Annotated in this window: 22 protein-coding genes and 1 pseudogene; 20 read left to right on the top strand and 3 right to left on the bottom strand. The window is 35.0% G+C overall.

Going from position 1 to position 26,140, the window contains the following annotated elements:
* Positions 1–37: 37 nt before the first annotated feature.
* Positions 38–2,326 (top strand): glycoside hydrolase family 31 protein, encoded by a 2,289-nt coding sequence (locus JCM6256_RS01910; protein WP_025080149.1) that lies wholly within the window; start codon positions 38–40, stop codon positions 2,324–2,326.
* Between the two features lie 45 nt (positions 2,327–2,371).
* Here the strand turns inward: JCM6256_RS01910 and JCM6256_RS01905 are convergent, their stop codons facing one another.
* Together JCM6256_RS01905 and JCM6256_RS01900 are read right to left on the bottom strand one after the other, a co-directional pair.
* The gene (locus JCM6256_RS01905; protein ID WP_025080148.1) at positions 2,372–3,061 is read right to left on the bottom strand and encodes a TVP38/TMEM64 family protein; all 690 of its coding nucleotides are present in this window, start codon (positions 3,059–3,061) and stop codon (positions 2,372–2,374) included.
* Between the two features lie 95 nt (positions 3,062–3,156).
* Positions 3,157–4,191, bottom strand: a complete 1,035-nt coding sequence (locus tag JCM6256_RS01900) for a lactonase family protein (protein WP_025080147.1) — start codon at positions 4,189–4,191, stop codon at positions 3,157–3,159.
* A 174-nt stretch (positions 4,192–4,365) separates the two neighbouring features.
* Here JCM6256_RS01900 and JCM6256_RS01895 point away from each other — a divergent pair, with 174 nt between their 5' ends.
* The 13 genes from JCM6256_RS01895 to JCM6256_RS01835 all read left to right on the top strand — a co-directional run bounded on the left by JCM6256_RS01895 (position 4,366) and on the right by JCM6256_RS01835 (position 18,779).
* Positions 4,366–4,746, top strand: a complete 381-nt coding sequence (locus JCM6256_RS01895; protein ID WP_025080146.1) for a PTS glucitol/sorbitol transporter subunit IIA — start codon at positions 4,366–4,368, stop codon at positions 4,744–4,746.
* Positions 4,747–4,757: 11 nt separating this feature from the next.
* Entirely contained in the window at positions 4,758–5,960 is a 1,203-nt protein-coding gene (locus JCM6256_RS01890; RefSeq protein ID WP_025080145.1) for an AI-2E family transporter, read from the top strand.
* Positions 5,961–6,010: 50 nt separating this feature from the next.
* Entirely contained in the window at positions 6,011–6,571 is a 561-nt protein-coding gene (locus JCM6256_RS01885) for a tRNA (cytidine(34)-2'-O)-methyltransferase (RefSeq protein WP_025080144.1), read from the top strand.
* Between the two features lies 1 nt (position 6,572).
* Positions 6,573–6,965, top strand: a complete 393-nt coding sequence (locus JCM6256_RS01880) for a DUF1149 family protein (protein ID WP_025080143.1) — start codon at positions 6,573–6,575, stop codon at positions 6,963–6,965.
* Between the two features lie 18 nt (positions 6,966–6,983).
* A complete protein-coding gene (locus JCM6256_RS01875; RefSeq protein WP_025080142.1) occupies positions 6,984–9,485 on the top strand; it encodes a DNA translocase FtsK in 2,502 nt (833 codons plus the stop codon).
* Positions 9,472–10,689, top strand: a complete 1,218-nt coding sequence (locus JCM6256_RS01870; RefSeq protein ID WP_025080141.1) for a M16 family metallopeptidase — start codon at positions 9,472–9,474, stop codon at positions 10,687–10,689. Before JCM6256_RS01875 ends, JCM6256_RS01870 begins: the two co-directional genes overlap by 14 nt.
* A complete protein-coding gene (locus tag JCM6256_RS01865) occupies positions 10,686–11,933 on the top strand; it encodes a M16 family metallopeptidase (RefSeq protein ID WP_025080140.1) in 1,248 nt (415 codons plus the stop codon). The genes JCM6256_RS01870 and JCM6256_RS01865 overlap by 4 nt, the downstream gene beginning before the upstream one ends.
* A complete protein-coding gene (gene ymfI, locus JCM6256_RS01860; RefSeq protein WP_025080139.1) occupies positions 11,933–12,661 on the top strand; it encodes an elongation factor P 5-aminopentanone reductase in 729 nt (242 codons plus the stop codon). The genes JCM6256_RS01865 and ymfI overlap by 1 nt, the downstream gene beginning before the upstream one ends.
* Before the next feature lie 77 nt (positions 12,662–12,738).
* The gene (locus JCM6256_RS01855) at positions 12,739–13,848 is read left to right on the top strand and encodes a helix-turn-helix domain-containing protein (RefSeq protein WP_025080138.1); all 1,110 of its coding nucleotides are present in this window, start codon (positions 12,739–12,741) and stop codon (positions 13,846–13,848) included.
* Between the two features lie 36 nt (positions 13,849–13,884).
* Positions 13,885–14,463 (top strand): CDP-diacylglycerol--glycerol-3-phosphate 3-phosphatidyltransferase, encoded by a 579-nt coding sequence (gene pgsA, locus JCM6256_RS01850; protein ID WP_025080137.1) that lies wholly within the window; start codon positions 13,885–13,887, stop codon positions 14,461–14,463.
* Between the two features lie 191 nt (positions 14,464–14,654).
* Entirely contained in the window at positions 14,655–15,761 is a 1,107-nt protein-coding gene (gene recA / locus JCM6256_RS01845; RefSeq protein WP_025080136.1) for a recombinase RecA, read from the top strand.
* A gap of 120 nt (positions 15,762–15,881) precedes the next feature.
* On the top strand, positions 15,882–17,516 hold the full coding sequence (gene rny / locus JCM6256_RS01840; RefSeq protein WP_025080135.1) for a ribonuclease Y: 1,635 nt from the start codon (positions 15,882–15,884) through the stop codon (positions 17,514–17,516).
* 105 nt (positions 17,517–17,621) lie between these two features.
* Positions 17,622–18,779 carry a glycosyltransferase family 4 protein gene (locus JCM6256_RS01835; RefSeq protein ID WP_025080134.1) on the top strand — a complete coding sequence of 386 codons (1,158 nt, stop codon included), beginning with the start codon at positions 17,622–17,624 and terminating at the stop codon, positions 18,777–18,779.
* Positions 18,780–18,810: 31 nt separating this feature from the next.
* Here JCM6256_RS01835 and JCM6256_RS01830 read toward each other — a convergent pair whose 3' ends face one another.
* A complete protein-coding gene (locus JCM6256_RS01830) occupies positions 18,811–19,473 on the bottom strand; it encodes a YigZ family protein (RefSeq protein ID WP_025080133.1) in 663 nt (220 codons plus the stop codon).
* Positions 19,474–19,516: 43 nt separating this feature from the next.
* Between JCM6256_RS01830 and JCM6256_RS01825 the strand changes: the two genes are divergently transcribed.
* The 6 genes and pseudogenes from JCM6256_RS01825 (at position 19,517) to JCM6256_RS01800 (ending at position 26,133) form a co-directional block, all read left to right on the top strand.
* Positions 19,517–20,803, top strand: coding sequence for an ATP-dependent helicase ComFA (locus JCM6256_RS01825; RefSeq protein WP_025080132.1), 1,287 nt, complete (start codon positions 19,517–19,519; stop codon positions 20,801–20,803).
* Positions 20,800–21,496 (top strand): annotated as a pseudogene (locus tag JCM6256_RS09415) (ComF family protein). Before JCM6256_RS01825 ends, JCM6256_RS09415 begins: the two are co-directional and overlap by 4 nt.
* A gap of 78 nt (positions 21,497–21,574) precedes the next feature.
* Complete coding sequence (hpf, locus tag JCM6256_RS01815; protein ID WP_025080131.1) at positions 21,575–22,120, top strand: ribosome hibernation-promoting factor, HPF/YfiA family; 546 nt, start codon at positions 21,575–21,577, stop codon at positions 22,118–22,120.
* Between the two features lie 141 nt (positions 22,121–22,261).
* Entirely contained in the window at positions 22,262–24,661 is a 2,400-nt protein-coding gene (gene secA / locus JCM6256_RS01810; protein ID WP_025080130.1) for a preprotein translocase subunit SecA, read from the top strand.
* 59 nt (positions 24,662–24,720) lie between these two features.
* Positions 24,721–25,837, top strand: a protein-coding gene (gene prfB / locus JCM6256_RS01805) for a peptide chain release factor 2 (protein WP_169787497.1) whose coding sequence is annotated in 2 segments (ribosomal slippage) — positions 24,721–24,792 and positions 24,794–25,837 — 1,116 coding nt in all. Because the reading frame shifts where the segments join, the coding sequence is not laid out codon by codon here.
* 8 nt (positions 25,838–25,845) lie between these two features.
* Complete coding sequence (locus tag JCM6256_RS01800) at positions 25,846–26,133, top strand: hypothetical protein (protein WP_025080128.1); 288 nt, start codon at positions 25,846–25,848, stop codon at positions 26,131–26,133.
* Positions 26,134–26,140: the final 7 nt, after the last annotated feature.

Genomic DNA, 26,140 nt, shown 5'->3' with positions numbered 1-26,140 from the left:
TATAAATTATGTAGAAAACGCTTACAGGAGAAAAATGATGAAATTTAAACAAGATAATCAAAGCTTTATTTTTAATAATGATAAAAGAGAAATTTCTTTAACAGTTTTAACGCCGGAGATTATTCGCTTTTTTGAAGATCATGGTGAAGCCAATCCTTCTTTTGCTATTGAAGGAGATAAGCAAATCAAAACAGATGTGAGTGTAAAAAATGATGATAATAAGATAACTTTAAAAACGTCCGCGTTAAAAGTCCTTGTAGATAAAGACTTGCATGTTGATGTTTATGATCGTATGGGACATCCTTTGGTTTTGGATTATAAAGAAAAAAGAAAACTACTTGATCGTGGAATTAATCCTGAACAAGAAAAATTAGCTGCTTCAGAAGGACATAATGTTAATGATGGATTAGAACAAGACAAGATTTTAGTCATTAAGAAAATGGCTACAGATGAACAGTTTTATGGTTTAGGGGATAAAACCGGATTTTTGGATAAACGTGGTTATGAATACGATAATTGGAATACTGATAATCCTGATCCTCAAGTTGAAAGTTTCAAAGCCTTATATAAGTCAATTCCATTTTTGATAGGTGTGAAGGAAGGACATCCATACGGATTATTCTTTGATGATAGCTATAAGAACCATATAGATTTAGGTAAAGAAAGTCAAAAATATTACTACTATTCCGCAAAAGATGGTAATTTAGATTATTACATTATTGGTGGAAAGACTTTAAAGGAAGTTATTACTAATTATACTTATTTGACTGGACGTGTTCCTTTGCCACAAAAATGGATGTTGGGTTACCAACAATCACGGTGGGGATATAGCGTTAGTCAAAAAGAAGTAAGTCGAATTGCAGATAGCTTGCGTGATAATGATTTGCCTTGCGATGTTTTGCATTTTGATATTGATTATATGGATGGTTATCGTGTTTTCACTTGGCGCAAAGATACTTATGAAGACCCTAAGAAATTTATTGCGGAATTACGTGATAAAGGATTTAGAGTTATGCCAATTATTGATCCTGGTGTAAAAGTGGATGAAAATTATTGGGTATATCAAGAAGGAATTAAGAATGGTTACTTTGCTAAAAGTCCAGATGGAACTGTTTATGTGAATAAGGTTTGGCCTGGGGATGCTGTTTACCCTGATTTTGCAAGAAAAGAAGTTCAAGATTGGTGGGGCAAAAATATTAAGTTCTTGGTTGATCTTGGAACTTGCGGCGTTTGGAACGATATGAACGAACCTGCCTCTTTTAACGGCCCACTTCCTGATGATGTTGTCTTTTCTGACGGTGAAAAAGCATCAACTCATGCCAAGATTCACAATGTTTATGGGCATAATATGGCTAAAGCAACTTACAATGGCTTAAAGAAATTATCTGGCAAGCGTCCGTACGTAATTACTAGAGCGGCTTATGCGGGAACTCAAAAGTATTCAACTGTTTGGACAGGCGATAATCAAAGTCTTTGGACTCATATTCAAATGATGATTCCGCAATTATGTAATTTAGGATTGAGCGGTTTTGCCTTTGCTGGAACAGATATTGGGGGATTCGGTGCTGATTGTACGCCGGAACTTCTTACGCGTTGGATTGAAGCTGCTATTTTCAGTCCGCTTTTGCGTAATCACGCTGCTGTTGGTACGCGTTCACAAGAACCATGGGCGTTTGGTGAACCAACTTTGTCAATATATCGTAAATACTTGAAATTGCGTTATCACTTAATTTCATATCTTTATGATCGTTTTTATCATGAAAGCAAAACAGGTTTGCCAGTCATGCGTCCGCTTGTTTTGAATTATCCAAATGATAAGCATGTTCGTAAGATGAATGATGAATATATGGTAGGTAGCGACTTATTGGTAGCACCAATTCTTATGGAAGGTCAGACAGCTCGCCAAGTTTACTTGCCAAAGGGTGAATGGCTCAATTTCTGGACAAACGCTGAATATACGGGTGAAAATACGATTTTAGCTAATGCACCACTTGATACTTTGCCTTTATTTATCAAGAAGAATACGATTTTGCCATGGGATAAAGAAAGAGATCATGTTGACCCAGATGATCATGATTTGATGACCTTTAGATTATTTGGCGATCATGGCAATTACATTCATTATCAAGATAATGGTGTTGATTTTGATTATGAAAATGGTAAATATAATTTATACGAAGTGAAGATTACTGATCAAACCTTTAGTGTTGATATTAGTCATTTTGGTTATGATAAGCCATATAAACGTATTGATTTGATCTCAGACCAAAGAAAGCAATCATTTGTTTTTGATGAAAAAGAAAATAAATATCAAGTAATGAAATAAAATTAAATTGAATAAAATAAAAAAGATTTAGGTTTGAATTGAAGCCTAAATCTTTTTTGTATGCTTTTTAATTTCACGCATAATCATTAAAAATGCAACAGCGATTGCAGCGATAATTACGAAGACAACAATTGTAGTAATAATTCTTTTAGCGTCTAAGTGCAAGATTGAGTCGCCGCCGTAAGCATATAAATATGCCATTGGAATGGCACCGATTGAAATTGGAATTAATCTGTTTTTGAATTCTTTGTTTATTAAAGCATTTGCGTAAGCAATTGTTGCGCTAGGGATGAATGGCAACATGTAACCAACTGTCAAACTTACTTGAGGATAATTTTGTCCCATCATGAGCTTATAGATTTTGCTGTGCTCCAGTTTTTTAGGATTATAGAGTTTTTGCAGTAAAAATAAAAGAATTATTTGTCCCAAAACAGCACTGATCCAGTTAACGATAAATCCGCGGGCTGGGCCATAGAGAATACCATTTAATACGCTAAATATACCATTTGATAAACCCGGAATAGCTACGGCTAAAGTATTAAGAACGAAAACAAAAATTAGATCTTCCCAGCCATGGCTGCGAACCATTTTGATCAACAATTCTTCATTATGATGATCGAAATGCATTAAAAGTTTTATTTCTGGTAAAAAGCTCAAATATAGATGATATAAAACAAGAAGGCCAAGCAAGCCACCAGCAATAAATAGCAATATTCGAATAGTTTTTCTGTTCATAAAAGACCTCCTCATTACATGTATAATTCTATTTTAACCTAAGAAAAAAGCTATGACCAACTGTCATAGCCTTTGTATGCAATAATTTTTAGTTATTAGTTACTGAAAACAACGCAGGTGCCCTCAGGAATTTCAATATCATGTTGAATAGGAGTAAGCATCCCATCTTCACTGCTTCTTAAGTAAAGAGTGGCATTATTAGTATTTTGGTTGGCAACAACAACGTATTTTTCGCTGTCATCCCAGTTGAAATCACGTGGGAATTCACCAAATACTGAAATTCTTTGCAATAATTTTAAAGTATGATCTTCATTAACTGCAAAAACAGTAATTGAGTCATTGCCACGATTTGAAACATAGATAAATCTACCATCATTACTGATGCGAATTGCGGCAGCACCATTATGCTTGTCCCAATCAACAGGAATAGTTGAGTAGGTAGCAATATCTTCAAATTCCCAGGTGTTTTCGTTGAATTTAACTACATTAATTTTGCTTGAAAGTTCACCAGCAACATAGAAATAGTTGCCATCTTTTGAAAAGACAATATGACGATCACCAAATCCAGCTTCGTTCTTGTAGGTGGCAAGGTGTTCGAGCTTATTTTCATCATTTAGGCGGTAAAATTCAACAGTGTCGTTGCCTAAATCACAACAAACCAAATTTCCCGCAGGTGTTTCATCAAAGAAGTGTGGGTGAGCGCCGTCAACTTGTTCAGGACGTGGGCCTAAAGTCTTAGCAGTGTGGGTATCAGTATCGAGTAAAGTTAATTTGCCGTTTTCGTCATAGCTGAATACTGAAATGATGCCTGTGTGATAATTGGCAGTATAAAGAAGATGTCTTTCACGATTGATTCCTACATAAGCTGGGGATGAGCCAGGGGTTAAGTAAGTTTCAACTTCTTCATATTGTCCGTTGTTTAATTTAAAGACGCTAATACCGCCTTCGTTGTTATTAGGCTTATTAATTGCAAAAATTAAATTGCCGTCTTTTCTAAAATAAGTAGGGCCACTAACTTCAATTATATTTTTCGCTTCATCTAAGCGAGCGGTTTCGTTTTCACCAGAAAAATCTAGTTCGTAAATTCCTTTAGAATCATGTTTGGTATAACCACCAATTAAAACTTTCATAGGGTAACCTCCATCTGAATATTCATAAAACTATTATAGAGCAAATATAATTTTTAAGTCGAAATTAAGTAGTGAGAAAATAGTTTTTTAAATAATTCTAGAAAGTTGATCGCTTAATTAGTTAAGCGGTTTTTCTTATGATAAAATTATAGGTAAGTAAGGAGTTGGATTTTTATGAAATGGACTGCAAATATTAAACGAATCGGAAAAAAAGCCGTTGATTCTAAAGACGGTATGGTAATTTTATTTGGCGTTGGTGCCAACAAAGAATTAGAAGATGTATCAGTTATTCAACAATTTAATACTGATACGCCTGCTAAGACTTTTGTATTTAAAAAAGGCGATACTATCACTGTAGATGGTCAAACTTATGTTGCTAATTATGTAGGCCCAATGGTTGAAAGCAATATTAAAGCTTTAGGTCACGCAACTTTATTCTTCAATCGTCCTGTTCCTAAGGCACCACTTGCCAATGCTGTTTACTTTGATCCAGATCCTGATCAAGCAATGCCAGATTTTAAGCTTGATGACGATATTGTTTATGAACATATTTAGTAGGATCTTTGATGGAAAATAGAAAACATTTTAAAAATACTTTTTTTGATAAATGGTTTTTAAACAATCGTTTTAGTGTTATATTATTTAATCTCTTGTTGTTCTTCCTAATTATTTGGGTGTTCAACAAGATTTCTTTTGTACTAAATCCGGCTTGGCTTTTCTTCAGTGCAATCTTGCCACCACTTCTACTTGCAGGAATTCAATTTTACATTATGAATCCGATAGTAGATTGGCTAGAAAAGCGTTGCAAAGTACCACGAGTGTTAACAATTGCGGTTTTATTCGTATTGGTGATTGTTGCTTTAATTTGGATTATTAATACAATTATTCCTATTGTGCAAGGACAGGTTAATTCCTTAATTAAAAATTGGCCTCACATTTGGAATGATGCGGTAAATACTACTCAAAATGCTTTAAGTGATCCACGCTTGCATGGTGTCCGCGGTAATATTGATAAATGGATTAACAACACTCAAAAAACCTTGTTTAGATCAGGTCAAGATACGATTAATGCGACAATTGGCAACATTTCTTCAGCTGTCAGCATCATTACAATGATCATGATGACCTTGCTTACGGCACCGTTTATTTTGTTTTTCATGTTAAAGGATGGACATCAGCTTAGACCATATTTGACTAAATTTGCGCCACAACGTTGGCAAGAAAGTTTCAGTCAATTGTTATATGACATTAACTTTGCTATTGCTTCATATATTCGTGGACAAATTACTGTTGCTTTTTGGGTAGGAGTAATGTTTGCGATTGGTTATAGCATTGTAGGTCTTCCATATGGTTATGCTTTGGCTATTTTGGCTGGAGTTTTAAACTTAATTCCATATTTTGGTACATTTATTGCATTTATTCCTGTTTTGGTAATTGCAATCATGACCTCTGTTCCAATGCTAATTAAAGTATTAATTGTTTTTGCAATTGAACAAACAATTGAATCTCGTTTAATTAGTCCTTTAATAATGGGCAATAAGTTGGAGATGCATCCCATTACAACAATTTTGCTCTTAATAGGTGCAAGTTCAGTTTGGGGACTTTGGGGTGTAGTTTTTGGAATTCCAATCTATGCATGCTTGAAGATTATCATCTCTCGTGTGTACAATTATTATCGAAAAGTATCAGATGTTTTTGATGATACTGATGACACAGCCACAAGAGATTTGATTTTAAATAAAGATATATCGAATAAAACGAATAAGTAAAAAACGTGGTTTGTTGAACCGCGCTTTTTTGCTAAAAAGGGAGAAATTTTATGACTAATCACGTAGTTTTATATGAACCATTAATGCCTGCAAATACAGGAAATATTGCACGTACATGTGCAGGTACGCATACTGTTCTTGATTTGATTGAACCATTAGGTTTTCAAATTGATAATAAGAGAATGAAACGTGCAGGTCTCGATTATTGGGATAAAGTGGATATTCATATGCATGATGACTTGGATGCATTTTTGAAGACTTTAGGTCCAAATGATGAAATGTATTTGATTTCCAAGTTTTCATCAAAAAATTATTCAGAAGTAGATTATACTGATCCAAATAAGAATTATTACTTTGTTTTTGGTAAAGAAACTACTGGTTTACCAGAAACATTTATGCGAGAATATTATGATCGCAATTTGCGTATTCCAATGTCTGATGACATTCGCTGTTATAATTTATCAAATTCAGTAGCTATGGTGCTTCTTGAAGCTTTGCGTCAACAAGGCTTTCCAAATATGGAAACTAGCCACCACTATGAAAATGATAAATTAAAAGACGACTATAATCGTCCAGAAAGATATGAACGTAATTTAGGGGATGAGAAGTAATATGGAATTTGAAAAGGAAACGCCAGTCATGGTGCGTGCATTTCACTATGATTTAAATGATGAACCAAAAGTAAAGAATGAAGTAAATGTTGCCTTTAGAAAAGCTGCTCGTCAAAACGAGGATGGGACAACTGATGAAGGTGAAGGTGGCAGTTATTTCGAAGTTTCTGTTGTCTTTGATGTTGCCCCAAGTCCGGGTGAATTTTCAGTAAGTGGACAAATTAGTCAAATTGTAAAATTAAAGGATTACTATGGCGATGGTCAAGATCTTGATAATAGTGACTATAAAATTTTAAGTCGTCCTCTTGTTGAATATATTGAAACTTTGACTTATGAAGTTACACAAGTTGCTTTGGATCAGCCAGTCAACTTGAACTTCCAAGCTAACTTTTAAATTTGATTAGGTGAGGTCATGCCTAAGAAAAGAAAAAAGAGAGTAATAAAGAAAAAAACTACACGAAAAACAAAAGCAAAAAAAGAACAAGCTTTGTATTGGGTAACGGCGGGGCTTGTTCAAATTGTGTTGGCTATTCTTGCTTTTAGTAAAGTAGGAGCTCTTGGCAAGCAAGTTGCTAATTTGATTCGTCTATTTTTTGGTGATTCTTATTTAATAGCTAGTGCCTTAATGGTGATTTTTGGCCTAGTAATGGTGATTTATAACCAACCAGCACATCTCAAAGTTAAAAGAATATGTGGCCTAATTCTTGCACTTTTTGGCATACTTTTAATTCAAAGCAGCATATATTTTGCTAACGAAGAAGTGAATAATGCATTTATGAATTCCTTTTGGCATGAAATGTCAGGTGAATTCGGTCGTGCTGGCGTAACTGTATCTGTTGGCGGTGGCTTATTTGGAACATTAGGCTTTCAAATTTTGTATTCACTTTTGGGACAGATTGGGATTCGTGTATTAGCTATTTTATTTATCCCTGTTGGATTTTTGATGTTTTTTGACGTCAAATATCGGACTATCATTAATAAGTTTCAATTTGTTAGCCAAAACTTTATTGATAAGAATAAAGAGGTTGGCAGCAAATTAAAAGATAAATATGGTGAGTTGCGTGAAAAACAGCAGGAACGCAGGTTAGAAAAGAAATCTAATCGGGATTCTTTACAAGATCCATTAGCTGATGATAGTAAAGATATTTTTCCGGATATGGGTGACTTTAATAGTCAGACCTCTTTGCCGGCTTCATCTGTAGAAGAAAGTAATGATGAAAGCGAAGAAGAGAGTGTGCCAGAAGTTATTACCTCTGATGATTCCGACGAAAAGGAGAAACCAAGCTTTTATTCCGATGATCATTCTGAACCGCAAATCCAAGTTGCTCCTCAATCAGGTGAAGATCCTGTTGAAAGCGATAGTTTGCCCAAGTCTCATTCATTTGCTGATGAAGATAATAAAATTAAGCAAGAATTAGAAGGCGTTGATCATGGTGAAATTAAACCTACGAAGGTTAATCCAACTTATAAAAAGCCGCCTTTAACATTGCTTGATCCAATAAAAAGTACAGATCAAAGTACTGATAAGCAGCTTATTCAAAAGAATACGCAGACTTTACAATCAACTTTCAAAAGTTTTGGTGTAAAAGTTATTATTAAAAAAGCAATTTTGGGTCCAACCATAACTCGTTATGAAGTTCAACCTGCAGTAGGGGTTAAAGTAAGTAGAATTGTTAATTTGTCAGATGATTTAGCATTAGCCTTGGCTGCTAAGGATATCAGAATTGAAGCGCCTATTCCTGGAAAGCCGTATATTGGTATTGAAGTTCCTAATCGTGCAACTTCAGTGGTGTCATTTAAAGATGTAATGGAACATCAAGATGCTAAGGCTAAAAAAGATCCATTATCAGTTCCACTGGGAAAAGATGTTACAGGACAAACTATTTCAGCTAATTTAGCTAAAATGCCCCACCTTTTGATCGCTGGATCTACTGGTTCTGGTAAATCTGTTGCAATTAATACGATTTTAACGAGTATTTTGATGAAGTCGCGACCAGAAGACGTCAAATTGGTTTTGATTGATCCAAAAATGGTTGAATTATCTGTTTACAACGGTGTCCCTCATTTATTGATTCCTGTTGTTACAGATGCAAAATTAGCAGCTAATGCTTTACACAAAGTTGTTAAAGAAATGGAACGACGCTATAAGTTGTTTGCGGCCAGTGGTGCTCGAAATATGGCTGAATATAATCAAAAGGTTGCTGAAAATAATCAGGATAAAACTAAGCCTGCAATGGAAACTTTGCCATGTATTTTAGTTGTTGTTGATGAACTTAGCGATTTAATGATGGTGGGTGGTCATGATGTTGAAGGTGCAATTGTTCGTTTGGGACAAATGGCACGTGCTGCCGGCATTCATATGATTTTAGCAACTCAACGTCCAAGTGTGGATGTTATTACTGGATTAATTAAAGCAAATGTTCCATCAAGAATTTCATTTGCAGTTTCAAGTGGAGTAGATTCACGTACAATTCTTGATCAAACGGGTGCTGAAAAATTGCTTGGTCGAGGAGATATGCTTTATATGCCAATTGGTGCTTCTAAGCCTGAACGTATTCAGGGAGCCTATATAGCTTCTCATGAAGTAGAAAAAGTTATTTCATGGGTAAAAGAGCAACAAACAGCGGAGTATGATCAAAACATGATTCCACAAAAGGGAGCAGCTTCTTCATCAGAAGGATCGAATAATGATGAGCCAGAAGATGAGTTTTATAATGAAGCAGTTAGCTTGGTGAGAAAGCAACAAACAGCAAGCGTATCAATGCTGCAACGTAGATTTAGAATAGGTTACAATCGTGCTGCAAGAATTGTTGATGAAATGGAAGCTAAGGGAATTGTGGGTCCGTCAGAAGGTTCCAAACCTCGTCAAGTTCTTGTTCCGCCAGAAAAGGATGAAAATAATGCTCAAAGTTAATACTTTAGTAAAACAAAATACTAAATTTACAACAGCCACTCTAGGCTGTTTTTTGCGTATGCCGTTGACAAGTCATAATTTGGCTTACGCAAGTTTGATTGCTAAATCTCAAATGAATGCAACGATATATTTTCGTACAATTCGTGAACAGCAACGCGAACTTTCTAAGTTATATGATTTACAATTTGAAGTTACGCCACAATTATTTGGTAAACAAATTATCATTTCATATGTAGCCAATTTTCTTGAGCCTACAGAAGTATTAGATCCTGAATATACGTATGAAAAAATTGTAGATATTTTGGAAAAGCTTATTCATTGTCCAGATGTCTTTAATTCAGATTTGCTTGAATTAACTAAAAAGCAATTATTATCAGATTATAATGAATTAATGCAACAGCCATCTAATTATGCAATTGAGCGTTTCTTTAAGTTGTGGTATAAACATCAGCCAGATTATGCAGAAAATTTTATGGGCCCAATTGAAGAAATAAAGGAAGCTAGTATAGCTTCAGCTCAAAAGTTTGTTAAGGCTATGGAAAAGATGCCGTCTTCAGTTATTTGTATAGCTCGTGATAGTAAGCAAATGGAAAAATTGATCAAAGATAATTTTAAGCAAGTCGGTGTTCTTGAAGAGTTTATGACGAATGATTTTAGTATACCTGCTGAAAAGTTAGACATTGATCAAGTTGATAATTATGGCAACTTACAAGCCCAACTTATGATGGGATATGGCTATCGAGAAAAGCTAGATTATAAAAAACAAATTTGTGGTATGGTTTTGTCACAGTATTTAGCTGGTGATCAATCTTCAAAGCTATTTACTAAAATTCGTGAGGAGTTAGGTGCAGCTTACGATGTTGAGGCAAATAATTATGCAAACAATTGCTTATTCTTAATTAATGCCGGACTTGATCCTGATCAAGTTGATGAAGCTAAGGCAATTATTAAGAATGAAGTAAAACAAGTCGCGATTGGTAAAATTGATCTTGATCTTTTAAAGAAGGCAAAAAAGAGTTTATTGAATACACAACTTATTGGACAAGATCAAGAAAATTGGCAACTTGCCCAAATGTTGAGAGATCAATTGTTTCCAGACTATCAAGATTTTGATCGTGAGAAGGCGATTAAGTATGTAACTGCGAAGCAATTAGAGAAGTTTGCTCAAAATCTATTTTTTAATGAAAGTTATGTTTTAAAATGATTTCACCTAAAATTATTAAACGTCAATATGATTCTGGCTTTGAAGCAGATATTTTATTACGAAAGCAATTTAATCAACGTTTTTTTGGAATAATTGTTGATTTTGGTAGTAGCGATCCTCAAGAAATTGCTGGTTCAGCACATTTTTTGGAGCATAAGCTTTTTGCTAAAAAAGATGGCGATATTTCGCATAAATTTGAAGAATTGGGTGCGGATGTTAATGCATTCACTTCATTCAATGAAACGATGTTTTATTGTAGCGGGATTGAACATAATCAAAAATTAATTGAATTGTTGTTTAGAATAGTTGGGGAACCATATTTTACTAAAGAAAATGTAGCTAAAGAGGCTCCAATTATTCAGCAAGAGCTTGCTATGTATCAAGATGATCCTAATTGGGCAATTAATAATACAATTATGAAAGAAATGTTTGCCACATCAAATTTAGGATTGGATGTAGCAGGAACTAAAAAATCAATTGATGCGGTAACCGCCGAAAAATTGTTACAGGTCTATAAAGAGAACTATTTGCCAACTAAAATGCATTTTATTGCTTGTGGTGATTTTTCGGATTATCAAGTTAAAACAATTTTTAGTTTAGTTAATAAATTACAAAAGAAATATTTTTCTACTAATAAAAAAGCAAAATTTGATCACACTGAAGTTATAGGTCAAATGAAGGATGTTGCTTTATCATCGCAGAGCAATTCAAATTTGTTTGGAGTGGGAATTTATTTAAAAAACTTTAAGAAAGTATTATCAAGTCTTGATTTAGCTCAAACTTTGCTTGAAATAATGTTAGAATCAAAACTAAGTGTAATCAGTCCGTGGTTTGAACGAATGAAGAAAGAGAATTTATTGAGCAATCCGTTGCAAATTTCGGTAAATTATACTCGGCAAGGAAGCTTTGTGACTATTTTTGGGGTTAGTGAACAGAGTCGAAGAGTAATTGATGCAATTAAAGAAGAGCTGAAAGAATTAGTTCCAAATAGGGAAAGGAATTTTTCAGAGGACTTTTTTGAATTGCAGAAAAAAGAATGGTTAGCACAAAATGTGCGAAGTTTGAACAACTTATCATATTTAGCAGTTGAAACAGCAGAGGAAAGTTTAGATAATGAAGATTCTTTTGCTAATTTGCGCAAATTGCAAACTATGAGTTTTGATCAATATCTTGAACACTGTGAAACTTTAATGAAAGATAGTCAAATTTGCTCAGCACGTCTAAAAGGAAAGGACGAAAAATAGTGAAGCGGGCAATTGTTTTTGGAGCAACTGGCGGTATTGGACAAGCAATCTGTAATGACTTAGCAGATGCTGGTTGGTCGCTTTATTTGCATTGCAATAGTAATTTTGATGCAGCAAATATCGCTAGCCAAGAATTGATGAAAAAATATCCAAATCAAGATTTTATTCCTGTTAAACTTAATTTTGCGACATCTGATGAAGAATTGACAAATTTTGTCAATAATTTATTACCAGTTAATGCAGCTGTTTTTGCACAAGGAATAACTAAATATGGTTTCTTGAATGACCAGAAGTTATCGGATATTGAGAAAGTTATGCAAGTTAATTTAACTGTACCTGTTAAATTGACTAAATTGCTTGAGCCAATGCTGATTAAACAAAATTTTAGTCGAATTGTATATTTAGGTTCAGTTTATGGCGGTCAAGGCAGCGCACTTGAGGCTGTTTATAGTTCTACTAAAGCTGGCTTGACTAGATTTACGCAAGCTTATGCTCGTGAAGTTGCATCGACTAATTTAACTGTAAATGTTATTGCGCCAGGAGCGGTAAATACTGAAATGAATGCAATGTTTTCTAAAGAAACTTTGCAAGAAGTGAGGGACGAAATTCCTGCTGGCCGATTAGCAGAAGGTAATGACATTTCCTTTTGGGTAAAAACTTTATTGGATAAACGCAGCGGTTATTGTACGGGACAAACGATTTACATTACAGGTGGTTGGCTTGTATAATAATTAAAGTCGGGTTTTAATACCTAAGTAGTTCATGGTATACTCAATTTGTTAACTTAAATTTTGAAGAGGTAAATATGGCAGATATCGGAGAAAAATTACGCAGTGCCAGAGAAGAAAAAGGTTTATCGATTGAAGATATTGAAAAGGCTACCAAAATTCAAAGTAGATATCTGACAGCAATCGAACAAAATGATTTTGATAAACTTCCTGGAGATTTTTACGTAAGAGCATTTATTAGACAATATGCACAAATTGTTGGATTAGATGGTAAGGAATTGCTTAGCGAATATCATCAAGATGTGCCTGAATCTAAACCAGATGAATATGTTGAAAACTCTATTGATAATAAGAGTGAAGAGGTCCGTGAAACAACGGATAATAAGAAGAATTTGTGGAAGAATTACTTACCAAGAATTGCTATCGGTCTTGGTGTAATTATTGTTATTTTAGTTGTTTATGTTTTGTATGCTAGACTTTCTTCTAACAATCAAAATAATACTGCAGATAACAATGATAACGTTACTGTTTCTTCACAAAGTTCTTCTTCTAAGAAAGCAGCTCCTGTTGTTAAGAAGAATAATGTAAAGGTTAGCCGTATTTCTGATAATGAATATCGTGTTACCGGCTTGAAGAATAATCGTCGTTTGGTTATTAAAGCTGGGCAACAAACTATTACCACAAGTGTATCTGTAAACGGAACTCCTGTAGGTACTCAACAAAGTCTTGCTGCAAATCAAAAACGTACCGTAACTGTTCCAAGTGATGCTCAACGTGTAGTTATTACTTTAGGAAATGATAATGGTACTTCAATTAAAATTGGTGATAAGCGTGTATCATACGCACCAATTGGTAATTACCGTTCAATAACTTTGTTGATTGGTAAGGCTAAGCATCAATCTAATAACCACGATCATAATGCTAATAGTACTAATAACGATAATGCCAATAATAGTACTACTAATAGTTCTTCAACAACTAATAATCGACAAAGCAATAATACTACTCAAAGTAGCAGAAGCCGTCAGAGCGAAACTCAAAGTAGTAGAACAACAACTCAGTCTTCTACTCAAAGTCAAACTCAAAGCAGCCAAACTCAAAGTAGTCAACAACAATCTACTCAACAATCAAGTGCTGCTAATACTACCAACAATGGCAACAACGGTGACAGTGGGAATGCTCAATAATTGAGTTTTGACATAAAGTAAAAATAGGAGATTAAAATGAATTTACCTAATAAATTAACAATGTTCAGAATCTTTATGATTCCAGTATTTATGTTGTTATTAATTTTTAAGGGTGCAACAAATGGCTATGTAGCACCAACAGGCGTTATGCAAGGCCACGTTGTTTCTTGGCTTCAAGTCATTGCCATGGTTGTGTTTGCAGTCGCTTCAGCAACCGACTGGCTTGACGGTCATATTGCTCGTTCACGTGGATTGGTTACCAACTTTGGTAAATTTGCGGATCCACTTGCAGATAAAATGTTGACAATGACAGCATTTATTTTCTTAGTTAGTTTAAAATTGGCACCAGCTTGGGTTGTTGCAATTATTGTCTGCCGTGAACTTGCTGTTACAGGTTTGCGTTTGATCGTTGTTGAAAACGACGGCGAAGTTATTGCTGCTAAAATGCCAGGTAAAATTAAGACTACTGCTCAAATGTTAGCAATTATCTTTTTACTTGTTGGCGATCCATTTTACATTGGTACAGTTTTACTTTACATTGCTTTAGTATTTGCTGTTTACTCAGGTTACGATTATTTCCATTCATCATGGAGCGTATTCAAGGGTTCAATGTAATCATAATTGAAAATATTTATGAAGAGAAAGTTTTTATACTTTCTCTTTATTTTTTTCGGCAAAAAATAAAATTTTTGCGTATTTATATATGAGAGGGTAAAAAAACTAAAACGCTAGTTCGCTTTTTTCTTGCAATCTCACTAGGATACAAAGTATAATTATTAAGTAAATTCATTAGGAGGTATTAAAGTTTGGCCAAAGATGAAAAAAAGGCTGCTTTAGATGCAGCGCTTAAGAAAATTGAAAAGAACTTTGGTAAGGGTGCTGTTATGCGTATGGGTGAAAAAGCTGATACGCAAATTTCAACAGTTCCTACAGGTTCAATTGCTTTAGATGCAGCCCTTGGTGTCGGTGGATATCCTCGTGGCCGTATTATTGAAGTTTATGGTCCAGAATCATCAGGTAAAACTACAGTAGCTTTACATGCTGTCGCTGAAGTTCAAAAGCGTGGCGGAACTGCTGCTTATATCGACGCGGAAAACGCAATGGACCCAGCTTATGCAGAAGCATTAGGTGTTGATATTGATTCGCTTATTTTGTCACAACCCAACACTGGTGAAGAAGGATTGCAAATTGCAGATACCTTGATTTCTAGTGGTGCTATCGATATCGTTGTCGTGGATTCTGTAGCTGCCTTGGTTCCTCGTGCTGAAATTGAAGGTGAAATGGGTGATGCCCACGTTGGTTTGCAAGCAAGACTTATGAGTCAAGCTTTGCGTAAACTTTCAGGTACAATTTCTAAAACCAAAACTATCGCAATCTTTATCAATCAGATTCGTGAAAAAGTTGGAGTTATGTTTGGAAATCCTGAAACAACACCCGGTGGCCGTGCTCTTAAGTTTTACTCAACAATTCGTCTTGAAGTAAGAAGAGCCGAACAAATTAAGCAATCTGGTGAAGTTTTAGGTAACCGTGTCAAAATTAAAGTTGTTAAAAACAAGGTTGCTCCACCATTTAAGGTTGCAGAAGTTGATATTATGTACGGCAAGGGGATTTCTCAAAGTGGGGAATTGCTTGATATGGCCGCAGATAAGGATATTATTGATAAGGCTGGATCATGGTACTCATATAAGAGCGATCGAATTGGTCAAGGCCGTGAAAATGCTAAGAAGTATTTGGAAGATCATCCAGATATTTACCGAGATATTCAATCTCAAGTTCGCCAAGCTTACGGTATTGATGAACAATCAATTGCTGATCGTGAAAATCCAGAGAAAATCAAAGAAAAGCGTGAAGCCGATAATAAAGCAAATCCAACAGCTTCTGATGATAAAAAAGATGCCAGTACGGAAAATTAAAGAAATTAGTTTAAACCTTGGAATTTAATTTCCAAGGTTTTTTCTTGCTGATTGACAGAGACATTTTTGTTCTTTATCATTGAATTGTGTGAATAATTCTAAAAAAAGGCGATAGTAATCATGGTAAATAATAATATTTTGATTCCCGCCGTAATTGCTATTGTTTTTCTTTTAGTGGGATTAGGCATAGGTTATGCTATTCGAAAACATTCTTGGGAAAAGAAAGCCCAAAATGCTCAGAATGATGCAGATCATATTCTCGCAGATGCTAAGGCACAAGTTGCAACTGCCAAAGCAGAAGTTGATGCACAAAAGCAAGCTGCTCAAGCAGTTAAGCAAAGTGCAGAAAATACCAAAAAAGAAAAAATTCTTGAAGCTCAAGAAGAGATTAATGATTATCGACAAAAAACAGAAGATAGTTTGAGCAAGAAACGTGATGAAGTTTCTCGTGCAGAGAACCGTCTTCAACAACGTGAAGATACTCTTGATCATAAAAATTCTTTGTTGGATGAACGAGAATCCGATATTTCACAAAGAGAAAACCAATTGAAACAGCAGCAAGCTAATTTAGATGACAAGCTTAATGAAGCCAATGATTTAATTGAGCAAAGACGTCAAAAACTATATGAAGTCGCTGAACTTGATCGAAAACAAGCTGAAAAGATCGTTCTTGATCAATTATCTGACGAATTAGTTAAGGAACGTGCCGAATTGATCCGTAATAGCAATGAAGAAGTTCAAGCTAAAGCAGATCATTTTGCTCATAAAGTTTTAGTTGATGCAATTCAAAGTAGTGCAGCTGATACAGTTGCTGAAACTACAGTTTCAGTTGTTGATTTACCTAATGAAGAAATGAAAGGTAGAATCATTGGTCGTGAAGGACGAAATATTCGTTCTTTTGAGGCTTTAACTGGAATTGATTTAATTATTGATGATACACCAAAAGTGGTGACATTAAGTGGTTTTGATCCTATTAGACGTGAAATTGCCAAGCGTGCGATGGAACGTTTAATTAAAGATGGTCGTATTCATCCAGCTCGCATTGAAGAAATGGTTGATAAGGCTCGTAAAGAAGTTAACGATGATATTTATGAGGCCGGAGAAAGTGCTTTGATGGATTTGGGAATTCACCGTATGAATCCAGAATTAGTTAAAACTCTTGGACGACTTAAATATCGTACTTCTTATGGTCAAAATGTTTTGGCTCACTCTGTTGAAGTGGGTAAGTTAGCTGGCACAATGGCTGCGGAACTTGGCTTAGATGAAAAACTAGCAGTTCGCGCGGGATTATTACACGATATTGGTAAGGCCATTGATCATGATATTGAAGGTTCACACGTTGAAATTGGTGTAGAACTTGCTCGTAAATATCATGAACCAGAGGTCGTTATTAATGCAATTGCCGCACACCACGGGGATGTACCTAAGTTATCGTTTATTGCTGAACTGGTTGTTGCAGCAGATACGGTTTCATCAGCACGTCCTGGTGCAAGAAGCGAAAGTCTAGAAAATTACATTAGACGTTTAACAGAATTAGAAAAGATTGCGATGAGTTATCAAGGCGTTAAGCAAGCTTATGCAATCCAGGCTGGACGCGAAGTTCGCGTAATGGTTGAACCTGACGAAATTTCAGATGATCGCATTGTTGTTTTGGCACGAGATATCCGTAATCAAGTTGAAAAAGAATTAGATTACCCAGGTAACATTAAAATTACTGTTATTCGTGAAAAACGTGTGGTTGCAGTTGCAAAATAAAAGCGTAGGAAGAAGTCCTACGCTTTTTTCATTGCTTTAGTGGGTTGATTGTTATTTGGATCTACTTGTATAATTAGAACAAGTATTTAAAGAAAGTAGTCAAATATGTTTAAAATTATTGTTGATTTATTCTTTATGGTTATAATCCAAGCAGCGATTACACCATTCATTAGAAGATTAGCTTTTGTGTTAGGCGCTGTTGATAATCCTAATGCAAGAAGGGTTAACAAAAAGCCTATGCCGACAATTGGAGGACTGGGAATTTTTGTAACTTTTAATATTGGTGCTTTTGTATTATTGCGTGAACAGTTTCCAACACACGAGTTATTCGCTGTATTGCTGGCTTCAAGCGTAATCGTTTTGACAGGATTGATTGACGACATTCTTGAATTAAAACCAAGACAAAAGATGTTTGGAATTTTTATTGCTTCCTTAGTTATCTACTTCCTTGCAGGAATTAGAATGAATGTATTGAATCTGCCATTCGTTAGTCATGAGGTTAACTTAGGTTGGTGGAGTCTGCCAATTACCATTTTTTGGATTTTAGCATTAACTAATGCGGTTAATTTGATTGATGGATTAGATGGTTTAGCAGATGGAGTATCAATGATTTCTTTGGTAACAATGGGAATAGTTGGTTATTTCTTTTTGCATACGCATCAACTTTATGTGCCAATTGCTTGTTTTATGCTTGCGGCATGTTTACTTGGCTTTTTACCATATAATTTTCATCCTGCAAAAATCTTTTTAGGTGATACTGGAGCACTTTATATTGGATTTATGATTGCTGTATTATCCTTAAAGGGATTGAAAAACGTAACTTTTATTTCATTGCTTGTACCAATCATTATTTTAGGTGTACCAATTACGGATACTGTTTATGCGATGATTCGTCGTCGACTTAATAAGCAGCCAGTTTCTCAAGCGGATAAGCACCACCTTCATCACCAATTAATGAGAATGGGACTAACACATAGACAAACAGTTTTAACAATTTATGCCTTGTCACTCATTTTTTCATTTATTTCATTATTGTTTTTACTTTCACCATCATGGGGTATTTGGCCATTAATTTTGGCATTATTGTTGGCTCTAGAAATATTTGTTGAATCGATTGGTTTACTAGGTGAAAAATATAAGCCATTAATGCATTTGATTCAAAAAATTATTAATAAAAAGAGTAAAGTTGATCCTACTGTAGAAGTTTGGCACTTGGGTCAGGAAAAACCAGAGCAGTTAAAGAGTAAAAAAGAGAATAAATAAAAAGAATCAGTTCATTTGAACTGGTTCTTTTTTAATGCTCATGAAAATTATTGTCTTCAATTGGAATTTCATTATAACGTTTTTCACCTTTAGAAAACTCAACTTGACCAGAAAGAAGATTAATAATTTTATCTTTAAAATCATTTAAATCATCTTCATCTAGGAAAACCTTAATGGTAACGTTAACGCCATATTGTGTATCAGAAACAAAAACCTTATTTTGTTTGATAAAGTGATCGATTTCGTCGAAACGATTGTAAGGGACGGAAAATATCAATTCTTGTTGTAAAACACGCTTAACGACACCGATATGTTCAACACCTTGAGTAACGCTGTTTGAATATGCACGAATTAGACCACCGGCTCCGAGTTTTATTCCACCAAAGTACCTCGTAACAACAACGGTAACGTTTTTAAGATTCATTAATTGAAGCGCCTTAAGTTCAGGGATGCCAGCCGTGCCAGAAGGCTCACCGTTATCGCTGGCTTTTACTTGATCATCATTTAAACCGATTGTATATGCGTAGGTATTATGAGTGGCGTCATGATGTTGCTTAGATATTTTTTGAATGAATTCATTTGCCTCGTCAACAGTTCTAGTTCTTGCAAGGCTAGCAATAAATTTACTCTTTTTGATAATAATTTCATGACTGCCATTTTCTTTAATTGTTAAAAAATTTTCTTTTTCTGACAAAGATATCGCCTCTTTTTGCGTATTTAATAATGGGAGGTAAATTATGAATGATAATTCAACTCAGTTATTAGGCCGACAATGGCCGACCAGTCAAAAGGATTCTAGCATATTTACGGATTGTAGCAAAATTTCAGCAATTGAAAACGATCATTGTAATCGCTGTGGCAGTGAAGTAAAAGAAAAATTGCCAAATGGAAAAAGATATTGTCGAGGCTGTATTGGTATAGGGAGAATTGTTGAAGGAGATTGGCTGGTTAGAAACGAAAGAGAAATTAAATTTCCCACTTTAAAAAATGGTGGATTGACTTGGGATGGAAAATTAACCGATCTGCAAGAAAAAATATCTGAACAGTTGGTAACCAATTTTTCTCGAAAGAAAGGAAGTCTGGTTCATGCTGTAACAGGTGCCGGAAAAACAGAGATGCTTTTTCAAGTGATTGCGGAATGTCTGAAAAAGGGAAAGAGAGCATGCATTGCCATTCCAAGAATTGATGTTGTTAATGAACTTTTTCCTCGATTTCAAATAGCCTTTGCAAATGTAAAAATTGGAAAATACCATGGGCGTGAATATCATGAACCAAATAATGAACAGTTAACGATTTGTACAACACATCAATTACTGAAGTTTTATCATGCTTTTGATTTATTGGTGATTGATGAGGTTGATTCTTTTCCATATGTTGGAAATAAACAGCTGCATTTTGCAGCCAAAAATGCGGTGAAAATTGATGGTGTTCGAACTTATTTAACAGCAACGCCTACTCAGGATTTATTACAAGAAGTTAAAGCAGGAAAGTTAGAAATTTTAAAATTGAATCGTCGTTTTCATGGAGGCCTTCTTCCTGTGCCAAAAGAAAAATTGTTTTTCAGACCCTTTATTTATAAAAATAAAATTAATACTGCACTGATTAAAGAAATTGTTCATGTAATCAAAAAAGGACATCCTTTGCTTTTATTTGTTCCTCGAATAGAAGAAATACCAATTTATTTAGAAAAGTTACGAAAAATAGAAGAATTAAAAAATATAGAAATATCGGGTGTTCATGCTGCTGATCCACAAAGAATAGAAAAAGTTCAAGCTTTTCGTGAACAGAAAATCCAATTGCTAATAACAACGACTATTTTGGAGCGTGGAGTAACTTTTAAGCATGTTTGGGTAATTATTGTCGCAGCCGACGATTCAATTTATACGGCCGCAAGCTTAGTACAAATAGCCGGTCGAGTGGGTCGAGCAAAAGATGATCCCAATGGATTAGTCTTATTTTGTTATCGAAAATATACTAAGAATTTACGCTTAGCCGTAAAACAAATTAGAGGGATGAATCAATGAATCGCTGCTTATTATGTAACCAATATTTTATTCCTGAAATTTCATTTTTGAATATTCTTTCTCCAGTAGAAAAGCATGAAGCAAAATTGTGTCAACATTGTCTAAATAAGTTCGAATTGTTAGGAAAAATACGTTGTTTTTTATGCTCTAAGAATTTGAATAAGGAAGGGATTTGCAATGATTGTCAAAGATGGCAAACGATTTACAGAAATGACCCTCTAAAAAATTATGCAATTTTTCGCTACAATGCATTTTTTCATGATTTGATGGTGAATTATAAACGTTATGGTGATTATGTTTTGTATCAAGTTTTACAGGAATTATGTCATGAAAAATTAAAAAGTATGAATTATGATGCATATATTCCGATTCCTACTTCCCCTGAGCATATGGAAAAAAGACAATTTGATACTATTTCAGCTATATACGCTGATCTTGTGCCACTTACGCCACTTTTGCAAAAAAAATAGTGGTAGTGGTGCACAGGGAGAGAAAAGCCGCCAGGAAAGGCTAATGAGCCCGCAAAGCTTTTTGATTGCAAAAGATGTACAACTAAGGGAAAATATATTTAAGGGGAAAATCTTACTATTAGATGACATTTACACAACAGGAAGGACGCTCTATCACGCACGTGACAAGCTTCGAGAGCTTTTTCCTGAAACTATAATTGAAAGCTTTTCAATTTGTAGGTAAAAATATGTTAAACGCTTACATTTTCTGGTATAATATAAATATAAAGAAAACCGCATAGCGGTGAAAGGAGAACCTTATATGTTAAAATACAATGTTCGTGGAGAAAATATTGAAGTAACTGATGCTTTAAGAGACTACGTTGAAAAGCGTTTAAAGAAACTTGAAAAGTACTTTGAATTAAACCAAGATGTAATTGCTCACGTAAACTTAAAAGTATATCGTGATCACTCTGCTAAAGTAGAAGTTACTATTCCTTTACCATACTTAGTTTTAAGAGCAGAAGAAACCACGGATGATATGTACCGCAGTATTGATTTCGTTTCTGAAAAACTTGAACGTCAAATCAGAAAGTACAAGACTCGTGTAAACAGAAAGAGTCGTGAAAAGGGCTTAAATGACTTCTTTGTTGAAGAACCTGTAGAAGAAGAAAAGAAGTCTAGCGAATTCGACATTGTTCGTAACAAGCGCGTAAACTTGAAGCCAATGGATCCAGAAGAAGCTATTTTACAAATGGATATGCTTGAACATGACTTCTTTGTATTCCAAGATGCAGAAACTAATGGTACTAGCATCGTTTACCGTAGAAACGATGGCAGATACGGTTTAATTGAAACTGACGAATAAAAAATATAAACATAAATAATTTTTGAAAGCCTCGCGCGATAAAAAGCACGGGGCTTTCGTTGTGAAAATTTTTATTTTGCAGATATTCATGGTAAAATTAGTCTGTATTTTTAGACTTTCAACATATAAGGGACCGATTTAATGGTAAATATTTTAAAGAAACTTTATAACGAAGATAAACGAGAACTTAAACGATTTGAAAAATTAGCAAATAAAGTTGAAAGTTATGCTGATGAAATGAGCAAACTTTCAGATGATGAATTGAAGGCAAAGACTCCAGAATTTCGCAACCGTTTGAAAAATGGTGAAACTTTGGACGATATTTTACCAGAAGCTTTTGCCGTTTCAAGAGAAGGTGCTAAGCGTGTTTTAGGTTTATACCCATTCCACGTACAAATTCTCGGTGGTATTGCTTTACACTTTGGTAACATTTCCGAAATGATGACTGGTGAAGGTAAAACTTTGACTGCTACCATGCCAGTTTATTTGAATGCTCTTGAAGGTAAAGGCGTTCACGTTGTTACTGTTAACGAATACTTGTCCAGTCGTGATGAAAGCGAAATGGGACAACTTTATAAATGGCTTGGCCTTACGGTTGGTTTGAATTTAAATTCAATGTCACCAGATGAAAAGCGTGAAGCCTACAATTGTGATGTTACTTATTCAACTAACTCAGAACTTGGTTTTGATTACTTGCGTGACAACATGGTTGTTTACAAGGAACAAATGGTTCAACGTCCACTTAATTACGCTATTATTGACGAAGTAGACTCAATCTTAATCGATGAAGCTAGAACTCCTTTGATTATTTCAGGCCAAGCTGAACAAGCCAATAGTGATTATATTCGTGCCGATCGTTTTGTTAAAACTTTATCAGAAGATAAAAGCGATGATGATGCTGACGATGATAAAGATTATGGTGATTACAAGATTGACTGGCCAACTAAAACTATTTCTTTAACTAGAACTGGTATTGAAAAGGCTTGTCAACATTTTGGCCTTAAGAACTTGTATGATGTTGAAAACCAAAAGTTGGTTCACCACATTGATCAAGCTTTGCGCGCTAATTACATTATGCTTAAGGATATTGATTACGTTGTTCAAAACGGCGAAGTAATGATTGTTGATTCATTTACTGGTCGTGTAATGGAAGGACGTCGCTATTCAGATGGTCTTCACCAAGCCATTGAAGCTAAGGAAGGCGTAAAGATTCAAGAAGAATCTAAGACTCAAGCCACAATTACTTACCAGAACTTCTTTAGAATGTATAAGAAGTTATCAGGTATGACGGGTACTGGTAAGACGGAAGAAGAAGAATTTCGTGAAATTTACAACATGCAAGTAATCACAATTCCTACAAACCGTCCAATTGCCAGAAAAGATATGCCAGATATTTTGTATCCAACTTTGGATTCAAAATTCCATGCAGTTGTTGAAGAAATTAAGAAGCGCCACGCTAAGGGACAACCTGTTTTAGTTGGTACTGTTGCTATCGAAAGTTCAGAACGTTTGAGTAATCTTCTTGATCAAGAAGGTATCCCACACGCAGTTTTGAATGCTAAGAACCACGCCAAAGAAGCACAAATTATTATGAATGCAGGTCAACGTGGTGCCGTAACTATTGCGACTAACATGGCTGGTCGTGGTACTGATATCAAACTTGGGCCAGGCGTCAAGGAACTTGGTGGTTTAGCCGTAATCGGTACTGAAAGACATGAATCTCGTCGTATTGATAACCAGCTTCGTGGCCGTTCAGGTCGTCAGGGTGATCCAGGTTATACACGTTTCTACTTATCACTTGAAGATGATTTGATGAAGCGTTTCGGTGGTGATCGTGTAAAGAACTTCTTAGATCGCTTGTCAGATAACGATGATGATAAAGTTATTGAAAGTCGCTTGATTACTCGACAAGTTGAATCGGCTCAAAAGCGTGTTGAAGGTAACAACTACGATACTCGTAAGCAAACTTTGCAATACGATGATGTTATGAGAATTCAACGTGAAATTATTTACGGTGAAAGAATGCAGGTCATTGAAGCTGATAATTCATTAAAGAATATTTTAATTCCAATGATTCACCGTACAATTGACCATCAAATTGCAATGTTTACTCAAGGTGAGCGTGAGGACTGGCGCCTTGATTCGTTGCGTGACTTTATCGTTTCAAGTTTAACTTCTGAAGATGTTGCAGACTCAATTGATTTTAAGACAATTAGTGTTGATGATTTAAAGAAGAAACTTTACGACATCGTTGAAAAGAACTTTGAAGATAAAGAAAAAGCTTTAGGCGATCCTTCACAAATGCTTGAATTTGAAAAAGTTGTTATCTTACGTGTTGTTGATGATCGTTGGACAGATCATATTGATGCAATGGATCAACTTCGTCAATCAATTGGACTTCGTGGTTATGGTCAATTGAATCCATTGGTTGAATATCAAGATTCAGGTTACAGAATGTTTGAAGAAATGGTTTCTAATATTGAATTTGACGTTACTCGTTTATTCATGAAGGCAGAAATCAGACAAAACTTAAGTCGTTAATAAAAGAAGGGGAGGAAGTATAAGCTTTCTCCTTTTTTGTTGAAAATTAAGGTGAAAAAATGGAATTTAGTGAAATTCAAAGTGTGCTAGACGAACTTAAAAAACGTTTAGATCACTTTAGGGGGTCTCTTTGACTTAGATGCAATTGATGAAAGCATCGGTATTAATGAACAAAAAATGGCTGAACCTGATTTTTGGAATGATCAGGATAATGCGAGAAAGTTAATTGATGAAACAAATTTATTAAAAGAAAAACGTGATTCATTTTTGTCCTTAAAACAAGGATATGAAGATGAAATTACTGCATTGGACTTGCTTCGTGAGGAACCTGATCCGGATTTGCATCAGGAAGTTGAAGAAGATTTGAGTAAATTGCAGGATGAATTTCATGAATATGAATTAGATTTGCTTTTATCGGGTAAATATGACAATCATAATGCATTAATGGAAATTCACCCTGGTGCCGGCGGTACGGAAGCTATGGATTGGGCAGATATGCTCTTGCGGATGTATCAACGTTATTGTGAAAACAGCGGCTTTAAATTTGAAATAAATGATTATGAAGCAGGTGAAGAAGCAGGCGTAAAAAGTGTAAGTATTCGTATTGTAGGAAAGAATGCTTATGGGATGCTAAAATCTGAAAATGGAGTGCATCGTTTAGTTAGAATTTCACCTTTTGATTCGGCTAAACGTCGTCATACCTCTTTTGCATCCGTAGAAGTAATTCCTGAAGTTGATGATAGTATTCAAATTGATATCGATCCAAAAGATTTGCGAATTGATGTCTATCGTTCAAGTGGTGCTGGTGGACAGCATATTAACAAAACTTCTAGTGCTGTTCGAATTACTCACTTGCCAACAGGAATTGTTACAACTTCACAAGCTCAACGGTCACAAATCCAAAACCGTGAGACAGCAATGAATGAATTGCGGGCCAAACTTTTCCATCTGGAAGAAGAGAAAAAGCGAAAACAAAAGCAAGCTTTAAAAGGTGAGCAGAAAGAAATTGGCTGGGGTTCACAAATTCGTTCGTATGTTTTCCATCCTTATAATTTGGTTAAGGATTTACGTACTGGTCATGAAACTGCCGATACTAAAGGCGTAATGGATGGTGATTTACAACCATTTATTTATGCATACCTACAATGGCGTCTTAGTCAGGAAAATCCAGAATAGGTGAAAAAATGAGTTTTAGTGGAATATTAATTTTAGTACTTGCTGCAGTTGTAATTCTTGCTTTGCTGTTTGTATTTTTCCATGTTTTTATTGCCCTGCTTCCGGTAGCACTTATTGCAGTAGTAATTATTTGGTTAATTTATCGGTTTACGGGTAAGAAAAATAACGCTAATATTTTAGATAAGGAAAGCGATTACAATAAAGACTGGTTTTCTGGTTTTAATAATTCAAATCAAAGCGAACCTCGCAAAAAGGCTCGTAATGTTCAAGTCAAAGATATTGACGATAAAAAATAGAGGCATA

This window comes from Lactobacillus hamsteri DSM 5661 = JCM 6256, assembly GCF_000615445.1.
GTDB lineage: Bacteria > Bacillota > Bacilli > Lactobacillales > Lactobacillaceae > Lactobacillus > Lactobacillus hamsteri.
This window is presented reverse-complemented; position numbering and strand designations above follow the sequence as displayed.